Here is a 12,469-nt window from a genome sequence, read left to right as displayed (position 1 = left end):
GTTTGGGATTGATATCCTGATGCGTCGCGAGAAAATTCACAATTGCCAGCACGTCGCTGGCGCGCTCGGGAATCAACTGCGCGCTGTTTTGGAGATTGACGTTTTGATAAGCGCCGGTCGATTGGCCAAGACCGCGCTTGTCATAGGTGAATAATGCCACGCCCTGCGGCAGCAAAACCTCACGCACTGGCCGATCCGCCTCTCGCGTCTCAGTGCCTGAGCCTGGAATGAAGACCATCACCGGATACGGCCCCGGCGTCGAGGGAAGATCGAGCGTGCCGGCAATCGTTACGTTGCCGTTGGGAATGGAAAAATCACCCGCACCTTTGGGCGCTTCATCCGGCGGCGTGGGAGAATCTTCTTTGCATGCAGTGAAACTCATGACTGCGCAGATCAACGCGAGCCGGCTGAAAATTTTTTGTGCGTTCACGAGAGGCTTCCTTTTACGATTATTTTAAATACACCATGCTTTTCGTTTCAACAAACGGCTGCCATGAGCCATAGCCCGGTATCACTTCAAGCTTGTAAGAATAAACTCCGCTCGCGAGATTTTGCGTCGTGAAATTTACACCGTGACGACCGGCCATTTTTTGTTGATCGCGCAACAACTCTGCGACGACGCGGCCAGTCACATCGAAAACCGTGAGTGTGACACGACTCGCCGCCGCCAGCTTAAAGGCAATACGGGTGGTTGGATTAAATGGGTTGGGATAATTCTGCTCGAGCGCAAAACCCAACGGTGTCGTTGGAGATTCGTCCTCAACCGCAGTCGAAAGCGGATTCAAGCCCGTGCCTTCCACGGCTTGAAAAACAACATTGGTTTGCACGTTGGCATAAATATCAATCTGACCCAAAGGCCATTCGATGCGCAGCGAATCAATGTTGCTCGCATCACCAAAACCGAAATGAATCTCGGGACTGTTCTGCCCGCAAAACGTATTTTGGCTTGAGGCCTCGCGCAGTTGCCAATACGTGTTGCCGCCGATGGTTGCCTTCGCGCGAATTTTCGCGCCAATGCCGTCGCGATTGCTGCTCGTTCCCACCAGCTTGAGTTTCACCCAGTGATTGTTGTTGCTCAAATCGTTGCGATAAAAATGCGGCGGCGCTTGAATGGCTGGGCGAAGAACATTGGGGACGAACAAGTCAATATCGCCGTCGTTATCGTAGTCGCCGCCGGTGGCGCCCCAACTCGGCGCGATGTCGGTGGTGAATGGCGCAGTAAGAATGCGGGAGAAAGTGCCGTTGCCGTTATTTTGATAAAATTTGTTGGCTGCGCCGTTGTTGTTGTCTTCTGCCAAGAAAACATCCAAGTCACCGTCGTTGTCGAAATCGCCCCACACTTGTGCCAAAGAAAGGCCAGCATCGGTCGCAATCGCTCCGCTCGTGATGGAGGTATATGTCCCGCCGTCATTGCGATAAAAAAAATTCCGCAGTCCGCTATTCACGCCGCCCCAATAGTTGGTGACATAACCGTCGAGATCGCCGTCATTATCATAATCGATCCAATTCCACACTTGCCCGTCGGCGAGATCGGTGCCAATGGGCGCCTCGTTGATGCGCTCGAACGTGGCCGCGCCGGTTTGCTTGAGTTGATTGCGATACAAATAATCACGGGCGCGTGTCCCGTTCGCCGGCCCGCTGCCAATGAACAAATCCTGATCGCCGTCTTGATCAAAGTCCGACCACGTTGGAACGGTGTAAGGCGCTAGTCCCGTCACGACAGGGCTGTTCGTGATGCGCTCGAACGTGCCGTCGCCTTTGTTGCGAAAGAGAAAATTGGGCAACGACGTGCCGAGCGCGCCTGCGGCATGCGCGATGACCAAATCCACATGACGATCGTTGTCAAAATCCGCCCAAGCACAGCCCCATCCCGCCAAGTTAGAACTGGCAAGACCCAACGCGCTGACCGTCACATTGACGAACGTGCCGTTGCCTTGATTGCGATGCAGCACGGAACTGAAGCCGACCGTGAACACATCGAGATCGCCGTCATTGTCGTAATCCGCCCAACTATTGCCGATGGAATTGATCGTCGTGAGACTGCCGGCGTTGACGCGCGGAAAGCTGCCGTTGCCGTTGTTGCGATAAAGATAGTTGCCGATGGAACGATTGCTCGTGAACAAATCGAGATCGCCGTCGCCCTCATAATCGATCCAACTCGCGCCCGAAGCATCTCGCACGTCGGTGGCAATTGTTCCGATGGTGATTTTGGTGAAAGGCTGGGCGTTTAGCATGGCAGGCCGCGTAAACAAAATAACGGCGGCGCAGATGAAGCTTTTACCGTGCGGTAGAAAAATTTTGCGTATGAGCATATTGTACTCCTGTGCGTTCGGCAGTTAATCATTTGACAATCGACATGGCTTTTTTGGCGACAAATGGAGAGGCGAGTGCGTGCAGCGGCACGGCTTGCAGTTCATAAAAATAAACGCCGCTCGCGAGATTTTGCGCTGCGAAATTAATTTCGTGCAGACCGGCGAATTTCTGTTGGCCGCGCAACAACTCGGCGACGACGCGGCCAGTCATATCAAAAACCGTGAGCGTAACTCGACTCGCAACCGGCAGCGCAAAAGCAATGCGTGTTTCGGGGTTACCCGGCGCTCCATTCGCGGAAAATGGATTGGGATAATTCTGCTCCAGGCCGAAATCTTGCGGCGGCGAAACCGCGCCCTCATGAACGCCGGTGGGATTGGCGCCTTCCATAACGATAAGAAACTGATTTGAAGGAACATTCTTCAAGACATCAATCGCGCCGGAAGGCCATTCGATTTTGAGCGAATCGACGGTCATTGCGTTGCCCAAGCCAAAGTGCAAATGCAAATTCTGGTTATTATAGCCGGATTGCGGAACGATCTCCTGCATTTGCCAACGCGCCGCGCCGTTGATCGTCGCCTTGACGCGCACCTTCGCACCGATGCCGGTGCGGTTTGAAATCGTGCCCGCGCATTTGAGCGCGAGCCAGCGATTGCCATTGCCCTCGTTGCGATACAAAAGATTGCGCTGATTCAACCGATTCGCGGCAAACAAATCCAAATCGCCGTCGCGATCATAATCCGCCCAATTGCAGCCAAAGGAATTGGCGATATCATTCACCGCCTCGCCCGCGGTGATTTTGGTGAAGGTGTAATTCGGCGGTCCGCTGTTTTCATAAAGAAAATTTCGGCCCGAGCCGCCCGCAGCAATATCGTTGGCCACGTACAGGTCGAGATCGCCGTCGTTGTCATAATCGCCCCACGCGCTGCCGACCGAGCTGCCGCCGTCGTTGGCAACGATGCTGCTCGCGACCGGCGTCAAAATGTAATTCGGCGCGCCGCTGTTTTGATACAGCATATTATTCTGGTTCAAAAAATTGGCGACGAACAAATCGAGATCGCCGTCGTTGTCGTAATCGCCCCAGCTTGCGCCCAATGTGCTGCGGCCATCATTCAAAGTCATAAGTGTAAACGCGCCGCGTCCGGAGTTGGTAAGCAGATAATCGTTCTCGTTCGCACCGTTGCCGACAAAAAGATCCGGCGCGCGATCGTTGTTGTAATCCGCCCATGCGCGACAATCGAATTGCCGTTGTTCGCGAGCACAAGACCGGTGTCGATTTTCGTGAGATTAAAATTTGGCGCGCCGTCGTTGCGATAAAAGAAATGGCGCGCGCCAAAGTTGACCACGAACAAATCGAGATCGCCGTCGTTGTCCACGTCCACCCAACTGCTGCTGTTGGAACTGGCCACGTCGGTGACCGGATTCCCTGTCGTGATTTTCGTGAAAACCGTGTCGTCGCTGCCGAGATACAAAAAATTTTTGAAGTTGAAACGGTTCGTCACGAATGCGTCGAGCTTGCCATCGTGATTGAAGTCGGCCCAGACGCTGCCAATAGACGTGCCGCCGTCATTCACCAGGGCGCCGGTTTGCACTTTGATGAAGCCGCCTCTTTTGTCATTGAGATACAGTGAATTGTTCTGGCTCGCGTCATTGCCGTGCGCCACAAACAATTCGAGATACCCGTCGTTATTCACATCGATCCAACTCCCTCCACCGCTGTTGAACACGTCGTTGACCACCGGATTATTCGCGTCGGTGATTTTTGTCAAAGTTTGACTGAAGCTTTGAATGGCGGAAAAGCAAATGATCGTAAGCGAGACTGTAAAGAATTTTGTGCTCATAAGTTTCACTGAGTTTGAGAGTTTGAAGTTTTGGCATTCGCGTTAGCAAAAACCCCTCAACGGTATTTCGTGGCTTCCTGGCGAATCAACTCATAAATTTTCCCGCCCGGATAAACCGTCGCTTTGTTGAAGATGTTCGTGAAAATGAGCAGCCCCAATTTGTTTGTGGCGTCGATGCTCAAATTTGAAGACGCGCCGATGAAGCTGCCGTTGTGTCCCATGTAGCCGTTGCCCATGTTCCACCAGATCAAGCCGACGCCCGGATTGGGCACGTGGATTTTGAGCATTTCGTTGATCGTGGCGGTCTGCAAAATTCTTTTGCCGTTATATTCACCGCCGTTCAAGCAGGCTATGGCAAAATGTGAAAACTCTTTGATCGAGCTGCGCATCGTCGTTACCGGATAAAACTTGACGCTGTAATGGCCGGTGGGCGCCATTGCCGAAGTGTAAATCCCGGCCAACCGGTCGGAGGCAACGTCGCGCAATCTGAAGCCCGAGTCGTTCATCTCCAGCGGCGCGAAAATATTTTTCCGGCAATATTCACCGAAATCATCGCCGGTGATGGCTTCGACGAGGTACCCCAGCAGCGAACCGCCGACGTTCGAGTATTCAAACACGGTTCCGGGACGGGTGTTCTTCCACATCGCGGCAACGTATTCGGTTCCGCCCGGCACGAGGTATTCTCGCAGCCACGGGCCGAGCGCCGGCGCGGTGTCGTTGGGATAGGTTCGATAAAAATTGGGATCTTCGCCGTTCGGCCAGGCAATGCCGGAGCGATGCGTGAGCAAGTGCCGCGTCGTGATCAAATCATCGGGAAAGCGTGGGTTGCGAATTTTGAAGGGCAGATATTCATTGAGGTCTTTATCCAAATCGAGCTGCCCCTTTTCCCAGAGCTGCATGATCGCCGTTGCCGTAACGGTTTTTGAAATCGACGCGAGTACATAGATCGTTTCCGCGATCGGGGCCTTTTTATCAGTGCCATCGCTGAAGCCGTAAAAATTCTGCCAAACAATTTTGTCGCCCTTGATGATACACGCGGCCAGCGAAGGCAGGCCGTCTTTGCTCATTTCCGCCTGGATAGCGGCATCGAGCGCGGAAGTTTCATTTTGCTGCGGCGGATTGACGGCAGCTTTTTCGCCGCAAGCAAACAGCCACAGCGCGAAACCGATGAGCGCCAAACGCACGTACTTGTTCTTCATTGTTCGTTGCCTTTGTTCGAGCAATAAAGCTCAACGGTGTTTTGCGGCTTCTTGCCGAAGCAATTCATAAATTTTTCCGCCCGGATGAACCGTGGTTTTCCGAATGAGATTCGTGAAGATGAGCAGCCCCAATTTATTCGATGGGTCGAGGCTCAAACTCGCAGTCACGCCGAGAAGACCGCCGGTGTGACCCATGTAGCCATTGCCAAAATTTCGCCAGATCAATCCGTAACCCGCTTCGGGCACGTGCATGCGAAGCATTTCATCGATCGTGGCTGCTTGCAAAATTCTTTTGCCATTAAATGCACCGCCGTTCAAATACGCCATCACAAAATGTGAAAGTTCCTTTATCGAGCTGCGCAGCATGACCGCCGGATAATATCTGACGCTGTATTGCGCCGTAGTGGCCGTTGCCGTAGTGTGCAGCCCGGCCAATGGGCTGCCTGCAACATCGCGCAAACGGAAGCCCGAATTTTCCATCGCCAGCGGTGTAAAAATATTCTTGCGGCAGTAGTCTCCGAAATCAATACCGGAGATAACTTCAACAAGGTAGCCCAACAACGCGACGCCCGCGTTCGAGTTTTCAAACACGGTTCCCGGCGCGGCGTTCTTCCACATAGCGGCAACGTACTCTTCGCCGCCCGGCACGAGATATTCGCGCAGCCACGGCCCGAGCGCCGGCGCGGTGTCGTTGGGATAGGTTTGATAAAAGGCGGGATCTTCGCCGCTCGGATGCGCAAGGCTGGAACGATGCGTGAGCAAGTGTCGCGTCGTGATCGGATCATTGGGAAAGTGCGGATTGCGAATTTTAAAAGGCAAATACGCATTGAGATCTTGATCCAAATCGAGCAAGCCTTTTTCCCAAAGCTGCATGGCCGCGGTCGCCGTCACGGTTTTGGAGATCGAAGCGAGCAGGTATGCGGTGGCTTCGGTCGGTGCCTGCTTGGCATCGGCGTCGCTGAAGCCATAAAAATTTTGCCAAACGATTTTATCGTCTTTGATGATGCATGCGGCCAGCGAAGGCAGGCCGTCCTTGCTCATTTCTGCTTGAATGGCTTGATCGAGCGCGGAAGGTTCATTTTGTTGCGGCGGATTGACGGCGGCTTTTTCGCCGCAGGCAAACACCCACAGCGCAAGAATGATCGGCGCAAAAGAAGTTTTCATAAGAGTATGATTATGAGAAAGAGTACAAGCATCCAGAATCAAGCATCCAGGCTTATTTGACTAATGACATGGCCTTCTTCGCCACAAATGCCGGCGTCGCGCCTTGCAGCGGCGTGGCTTCGAGACGATAGAAATAAACTCCGCTCGCCAAATCGCGTCCGGAAAAATTCACGCGATGATTTCCCGCAGCCATTTCTTGTTGATTCACCAACGCAGCGACCTCGCGGCCATTCACATCATAAACTTTCAACGTGACGCGGCTCGCCACCGGCAAGTCGAATGCGATGCTGGTCGAGGGATTGAATGGATTCGGATAATTTTGCTGCAAGCGGAAAGTGGCGGGCAAGGAAGCCGGAGGTTGATCATCAACATGAGTCGGCGAGCTGTAATCACCGACAAGCATGCCGCGGCCGAGCGTGCCGACGGCAACGCGGCCATCGGACACACGCGCGACAACGTGCTCCACCACAACGTGGCCGATGATGTCCGTCGCTTCTTGCTCCCAAAGCGTATTCGCGCCGTTCAATGCGGCGGTTGAAAATAGTCCCACACTGGTGGCAACGAAATAAACCGTGCGATTCTCTCCCAATTCGTTCAACGGCAGAATGGCAGCCGCGCGCAGCGACGGCCCCGGTTCCGCGCTCGTGCCAGTGAGATTGCCTTCGATGGCCGTGTAATTTTGCCCGCCATCGTTTGAATGATAAAGCCCAACAATGTTGTAATTGGAAAACACCACGAGAATCTCGTTCGCATTCAGCGGATTGACGGCGATACTATGCACGTAAGTATTCGCGGCTTGATTGGGCACCGAGATTTCCTGCAAACCTGAAGCCGCCGTGTGCGCATTCTCCCAGCGATAGATGCGCGGCGCAACGCCGCTGCGGGAAGCGCCAAAATACAAAACATGTTGGGGATTCTGCTGCGACATCGCCATCGCCGTAACGGAATAATTGCTCGGCGCGGCGATCTGCGTGAGCGCCGTCCACGTGTTGCTCGGGTTCGTGCCTTCGATGTTCGTGTTGCGATAAATCACGTTACCAACTGGAAACAGCATCACGCGTTCATCCGCCGGATCGACCGCGTACTGGTGAATGAAGCGCCGGCCTTGCGTGCTGTTGAGCGGCGGCACGCCGATGAAAACCGGACCGCCGATGCCGGTGCGATTAGGCGAGGTATAATTGTGCCGCAGCACCGCGCCAAAATTGAGAGAAGAGTAAGCAAAGCGTTCGCCGAGATAGCAGTAAGAGCCGTCGCCGCCGACGATATTTTGCACGTCCGGCGTTGGCGCGCCCACGGCAGTCTTTGCCGACAGCGCGTAGAGAATGCCGTCATCCTGCGCGCCGCCGATAATTTGCTCATCATCTGCACGCGCCGAAATCGCAACGGCATAAAATTGCGAGCTGATGTAGCCGCGATTCTTATTCTCCCACACCACGTGTGTGGCAGTCACGTTGCGCGTGACGAAGACGCCGCCGTCATTCGCAGACCAGAGCACGTTCGGCTGCGAAGAATGAAACGCCAAATTTTGCTGATCGACATAATGATTGGCATAAACACCGCCGCTGTTGGGGTTGGCATAACCGCCGATGTGCGTTTGATTGCGCGCACCGCTCGGCGGCGAGGCGAAGCCGTTGTTCGAGCGGAATAACGTTGTGCCGCCGATGATCACAAAATTTTCGTCGTCCGGTTTTACCGCGAGCACCATACAGAAATTGAACCACGCATGAATTGCTGCGCCTAATTCGGGCGCGCCACTGTAACGCGGCAAATTCGCGCTGCGATCTTCAGACGCGCCGGTGGCCGAATTGATTTTATGAAACCGCATGTCTTCACGGCCATCGCTCAAAGTTTGGCCGGTGAAAGTGAGCACGTAAACGATGTCGGGATTCGAAGGCGCAACAGCAAGCAAGCTGCGGTGATGCGTGTTGGGAAAAGTAGCGGGCGTGATGTTCATCCACGTCACGCCGTCGTCATGAGATTTGTAAACGCCCGGCAAATTGGTTCGCTGGGCTGCGCCCTGCGTTTGATGCGACAAGGTTGCGACCACCACACCATTCGATCCGACTGCAACATCGCTCCAAGCATGTTGCGCCACTCCGCCCAACACCAGCGGAAATGAATCTCCGCCATCTACCGAGCGATAAATGCCGCTCGCATTGTTCGCGACGAACACCGTGCCTGTAGTCGGGCTGATGGCAAGGCGATGCACATAATCGAACGCAGAATTGAAAACCGTCGGATCGGGATCTTTCGTGCCCGGCAAAAGTTGCCACGTTTCGCCGTTGTCAGTGGATTTGAAAATGCCCGCGCCCATGTACGGCGCCCAAAAGCCGCGATCACTCGAAGTTGTGCCGCCGCGCAATTCGCCGCCGGCAAAGTACCACGTGTGCGTTTGCCCGGGCCGTGGATCTTGCGCGATGGTGGTCACGGCGAACGAAACACCCGGCGTGGTTTTGAGCGACCAGCTCGTGCCGCCGTCGGTTGATTTCCACACGCCGCTGCTCACGCCGCCGGCGATGATCGTTTGCGGATCGTTGCTATCCACGGCCAAGCCGCGCGTGCGCCCGGCGCGATTGTTCGGCCCGGCCGGAGCCCAATTGAACAATGAAGCATTGCTGCTCTTCGAGAGCGCGTGTGCGCGTTTTGGCAATGTAGCCGCAAACTCCAACTCGCGGCTGCGAATGCCCGGTGGAATCATGCCGGTGGCGGGATCAATAAAGGTTTGGGACAACTCTGCAAGTCCGAGCGGAGAGCGTTTCCCCTTTTCACTGCGGCTTGCGACAACGCGCTCCGATAACGCCAGATCCCTTTTGCCATGCAACAACATGACTCCAATGACAGCGAACAATATGAAAGCAGGGGCAACAATTGCGATGATACGAGAGCGGGTCAATCTCATAACAGGTACTCTGATTGGGTAAACGATTCGCGGCCTCAAGATTTATCGCACGAAAGTCATCTTCTTCATCTCTACAAAACCACCGGCCTCGATCCGATACAAATACTCACCCGAAGCGACTATTTGTCCGTGATCATCACGGCCGTCCCATGCAACGGCATGCGCACCAGCGGACGCACTGCTATCCAATAGCGTCCGCACCAACTGACCTGATATGTTGTAAATGGTTAAGCTTACTCTGCCATGTGACGGTAACTGAAAGCGGATGATAGTGCCCGGATTAAAAGGATTGGGATAATTTTGCAGCAGCGCGAAACCTTGCGGCATGCTCTCTCGCTCTGATACTGCTGTTACGGATAAAGAGCCAAAGGTCACGCTATTCGGCGCGCGCATACCGCCGCTGTTAGCGAAAATGCCGAGCACACGGCCCAAACGATCGTAACGATTGATCGTGTTACGCGACCAATCGCAAAGATAAAGCGAGCTGTCGGGACCGAAGACAAAGCCTTCAGTGTTCTGCATGCCAGTGATGAAATTCGATTTGAAGCGGCCGGTTTGTCCATCAAACCGAAGCACGGAACCTAAAGTCCAATCGACTACAAAGAGATCACCGCCCTCGCCAAACCACAAATTCACTGCGCCGCGCAAACGCCCCGTTTCTGTGAAGACGCCGAGAAATTTGCCGTTCGCGTCGAACTTGCGCACGTCCGCAGAGCCAAAGCTTGCCACATAAAAATTACTGGCAGCATCCCACGCGTGACCGCTGCCTTGATTGAGATCGGTCTCCGTAAACTCATCGACGAAAACTCCAGTGGAAAAATTGAAGCGCGCGACTTTCCTCTTTATCTGCCCCCATTGGCTGATATAAAGCAGGCTATCCGGTCCCAACGTCATCTTGGTAGGATTGTCGAGATCATACCCGGAAGTGAAGTTGCCGAGGAAATTGCCGGTATAGCGATCAAATTTCAGAATGTGCCGGTTGCCGCGCCCGCTCACCAACAAGTGGCCGTCTAATCCGAACAAAACTTCCTGCGTTGCGTTCAAGCCGCCGGCATTGGGCTTCACGAAATCGCCAAGATATGCGCCGGTATGGCCATCGTAACGTTTCACGGAGTTGGTGTTGCGGCTGCTAACGAACAAATCGCCTTGCGGCGCCTGTGCTTGCAAAACATTAACACTCGCAGCCATCATGCAAAGCGCGGCCAATAGCATCGGCCATGACTTGATGTTCTGGTTACATAACCGGGAAATTTTAAGACCGTAAAACTTTGACGCTCGTTTCATGGCAAACACCTCGAAGTTGGTTTGATAATGCAATGGAGATATAAAAATCTATTGTGACCGTTATTGAAGAGACGAAGTATTTCGGTAAGTGATCATACCCAAAAGTGGGTATTTGAGAAGGAGGAATGAATGCGGGGCAATTCAGGCAATTGACACAATAGTCGAGCTTCAAAGCCAATGCTCAACAGAGAAATTGCTGCTCACGTTGAAGGATCAAATACAAATCTGATACTTGAGAACTGCATATCCTTTCGATAGATCGAGATCGCCATCGTTGTCAAGATCCGCGGCGCGCACGTCCATGCTCGGCCCGCGCGCGCCGTTGTTCGGCAAATTCGCGGAAGCGTCATCATAAAGTTGTGCGCCTGCGTTCCGGCACAAGGATAACGCAAGCAGCACGGAAATAAAAACGGGTGAGCGCATAAATTTTTATTCAGATTTGATTTGGTAAAGTCCCATCGCTTCACTCCGAATGATGGCAAGTCAGGTGCACGGCACTGATGTTCTGTACCAAAAACAGACGAGAGTTTAAGGCAAGTGTTCATACCCCCAAATGGGTATTTCATGTGCGGCGGGGGAAAAGGCGAAACTCGGCGGCTTCTGCGTCAATCGGTGGCCAAGCTTTTCCACCGAAACAAACTGCGGTTACCGGGTTTCGCCAAAAACTTTTCAAAATCTCGGCGTGACGTTGGCTCACTCGTCCGCATGCTGCCTATTTCACATCTTGCGGCGGAGGGCTTTGCCAGAGCACGTTCATGATAAGCCACTTGCCCTCTTTCTTCGCGAGGTGCATGTAGTCGATGCCCCAATGCGCGCGCAGCTTGACCGTCGCGGTTTGATCCACGATTTCATAAATCACCACTTCTTTGAGCGCGGTTTTGGGATCGACGCGACCCTTCTTGTTCCAATTCTTGGCCACCTCCACCAATTGCTCGAAACTCATACGGCTTTCTGAATACGTTCCGCCGTCTTTTTCGCGCCAATAGCCCACTTTAGCCAGTTCGCGCGAAACGCTGCGTTCGATGCGATCCGGCTGCACTTCGTAAATACCTTCGACATAATCCAGCACCGCTTGGCGCACGGCTTCGTGATCATCGCTTTGTTGAGCCGTCGTAACGCTCGTCAAAGTGAAGCAAAGCACCGCGAGAGTAAGAATTGTTTTCAATTTCATCGCCGCTTCCTCTTTGGTTTGATTCAAAGCTACTTTAATGCTGTTCAAGATTTTTCTGCCATACATTTTCCTGTCATGAGATTTCCTATGCTCCGGCAATCTTCACATGCGCCAACACCCATTCGTAGATTTTCTCATACAGCCCTGGCGCGCGGCGTTGCCAGCGGTAATATCGCACGGGCCAATCTTCGCCTGCACCGCGCATGCCGCCCGGAATCGTCATGCCGTGATCGGCTTCGGGCAGCACGAGAATTTTGAAATCTTGATTGCCCGCTGCTTTGAGCAAGACTTCGAGCTTGGCAACGCCCGCAGCCGCTCGCGCTGCGCTGAAGCCTCGGCTTTCAGCTTGCGCTCTTTTTCCGCCTGCAATTCCTGATAGTTTTTGATGGCGAAATAAAGCACGCTCCACGCCATCAGCACAAAAGAATGATAGAGGCTGCCGTAAAAAATGCGCGTGATTTTTACCGGCTCGCTGCGCAGCCAGGCTTCATACCAAAACATGGCGAGATTGTGTCCCGCAGTCCAAATCAGCGCGAGCGCATAAGAACAGATCGCGCTGATGATGATGAGAGAAAGCAAATCGGCTCGGCGCCGGCGCAGA

General features: G+C 53.6%; 11 protein-coding genes. All 11 read right to left on the bottom strand.

Features of this window, described 5'->3' with window-relative positions; translation table 11 throughout:
• A partial coding sequence (locus FBQ85_17275) for a hypothetical protein (protein ID MDL1876899.1) occupies positions 1-430 on the bottom strand: 430 nt, incomplete at its 3' end.
• 19 nt (positions 431-449) lie between these two features.
• Positions 450-2,312, bottom strand: a complete 1,863-nt coding sequence (locus FBQ85_17270; protein MDL1876898.1) for a T9SS type A sorting domain-containing protein — start codon at positions 2,310-2,312, stop codon at positions 450-452.
• A 28-nt stretch (positions 2,313-2,340) separates the two neighbouring features.
• Positions 2,341-3,432 (bottom strand): T9SS type A sorting domain-containing protein, encoded by a 1,092-nt coding sequence (locus tag FBQ85_17265; GenBank protein ID MDL1876897.1) that lies wholly within the window; start codon positions 3,430-3,432, stop codon positions 2,341-2,343.
• Complete coding sequence (locus tag FBQ85_17260) at positions 3,429-4,151, bottom strand: VCBS repeat-containing protein (GenBank protein MDL1876896.1); 723 nt, start codon at positions 4,149-4,151, stop codon at positions 3,429-3,431. The genes FBQ85_17265 and FBQ85_17260 overlap by 4 nt, the downstream gene beginning before the upstream one ends.
• A 56-nt stretch (positions 4,152-4,207) precedes the next feature.
• Positions 4,208-5,350, bottom strand: coding sequence for a beta-lactamase family protein (locus FBQ85_17255; GenBank protein ID MDL1876895.1), 1,143 nt, complete (start codon positions 5,348-5,350; stop codon positions 4,208-4,210).
• Between the two features lie 30 nt (positions 5,351-5,380).
• The gene (locus FBQ85_17250; protein ID MDL1876894.1) at positions 5,381-6,514 is read right to left on the bottom strand and encodes a serine hydrolase; all 1,134 of its coding nucleotides are present in this window, start codon (positions 6,512-6,514) and stop codon (positions 5,381-5,383) included.
• 52 nt (positions 6,515-6,566) lie between these two features.
• The gene (locus FBQ85_17245; GenBank protein ID MDL1876893.1) at positions 6,567-9,413 is read right to left on the bottom strand and encodes a T9SS type A sorting domain-containing protein; all 2,847 of its coding nucleotides are present in this window, start codon (positions 9,411-9,413) and stop codon (positions 6,567-6,569) included.
• Between the two features lie 42 nt (positions 9,414-9,455).
• Positions 9,456-10,697, bottom strand: a complete 1,242-nt coding sequence (locus FBQ85_17240; GenBank protein MDL1876892.1) for a T9SS type A sorting domain-containing protein — start codon at positions 10,695-10,697, stop codon at positions 9,456-9,458.
• A gap of 213 nt (positions 10,698-10,910) precedes the next feature.
• Entirely contained in the window at positions 10,911-11,120 is a 210-nt protein-coding gene (locus tag FBQ85_17235; GenBank protein ID MDL1876891.1) for a hypothetical protein, read from the bottom strand.
• 289 nt (positions 11,121-11,409) lie between these two features.
• Positions 11,410-11,868: a nuclear transport factor 2 family protein gene (locus tag FBQ85_17230; protein MDL1876890.1), complete on the bottom strand. Its 459-nt coding sequence runs from the start codon at positions 11,866-11,868 to the stop codon at positions 11,410-11,412.
• Between the two features lie 219 nt (positions 11,869-12,087).
• The gene (locus FBQ85_17225; GenBank protein MDL1876889.1) at positions 12,088-12,447 is read right to left on the bottom strand and encodes a hypothetical protein; all 360 of its coding nucleotides are present in this window, start codon (positions 12,445-12,447) and stop codon (positions 12,088-12,090) included.
• Positions 12,448-12,469: the final 22 nt, after the last annotated feature.

The sequence above is a fragment of the Cytophagia bacterium CHB2 genome (assembly GCA_030263535.1).
In the GTDB taxonomy this organism is placed as follows: domain Bacteria; phylum Zhuqueibacterota; class Zhuqueibacteria; order Zhuqueibacterales; family Zhuqueibacteraceae; genus Coneutiohabitans.
This window is presented reverse-complemented; position numbering and strand designations above follow the sequence as displayed.

Excerpts from the sequence above, each read along its gene's own strand:
- FBQ85_17270 (MDL1876898.1), bottom strand. The coding sequence starts at position 2,312 with ATGCTCATACGCAAAATTTTTCTACCGCACGGTAAAAGCTTCATCTGC.
- FBQ85_17265 (MDL1876897.1), bottom strand. The coding sequence starts at position 3,432 with ATGACTTTGAATGATGGCCGCAGCACATTGGGCGCAAGCTGGGGCGAT.
- FBQ85_17260 (MDL1876896.1), bottom strand. The coding sequence starts at position 4,151 with ATGAGCACAAAATTCTTTACAGTCTCGCTTACGATCATTTGCTTTTCC.
- FBQ85_17255 (MDL1876895.1), bottom strand. The coding sequence starts at position 5,350 with ATGAAGAACAAGTACGTGCGTTTGGCGCTCATCGGTTTCGCGCTGTGG.
- FBQ85_17250 (MDL1876894.1), bottom strand. The coding sequence starts at position 6,514 with ATGAAAACTTCTTTTGCGCCGATCATTCTTGCGCTGTGGGTGTTTGCC.
- FBQ85_17245 (MDL1876893.1), bottom strand. The coding sequence starts at position 9,413 with ATGAGATTGACCCGCTCTCGTATCATCGCAATTGTTGCCCCTGCTTTC.
- FBQ85_17240 (MDL1876892.1), bottom strand. The coding sequence starts at position 10,697 with ATGAAACGAGCGTCAAAGTTTTACGGTCTTAAAATTTCCCGGTTATGT.
- FBQ85_17235 (MDL1876891.1), bottom strand. The coding sequence starts at position 11,120 with ATGCGCTCACCCGTTTTTATTTCCGTGCTGCTTGCGTTATCCTTGTGC.
- FBQ85_17230 (MDL1876890.1), bottom strand. The coding sequence starts at position 11,868 with ATGAAATTGAAAACAATTCTTACTCTCGCGGTGCTTTGCTTCACTTTG.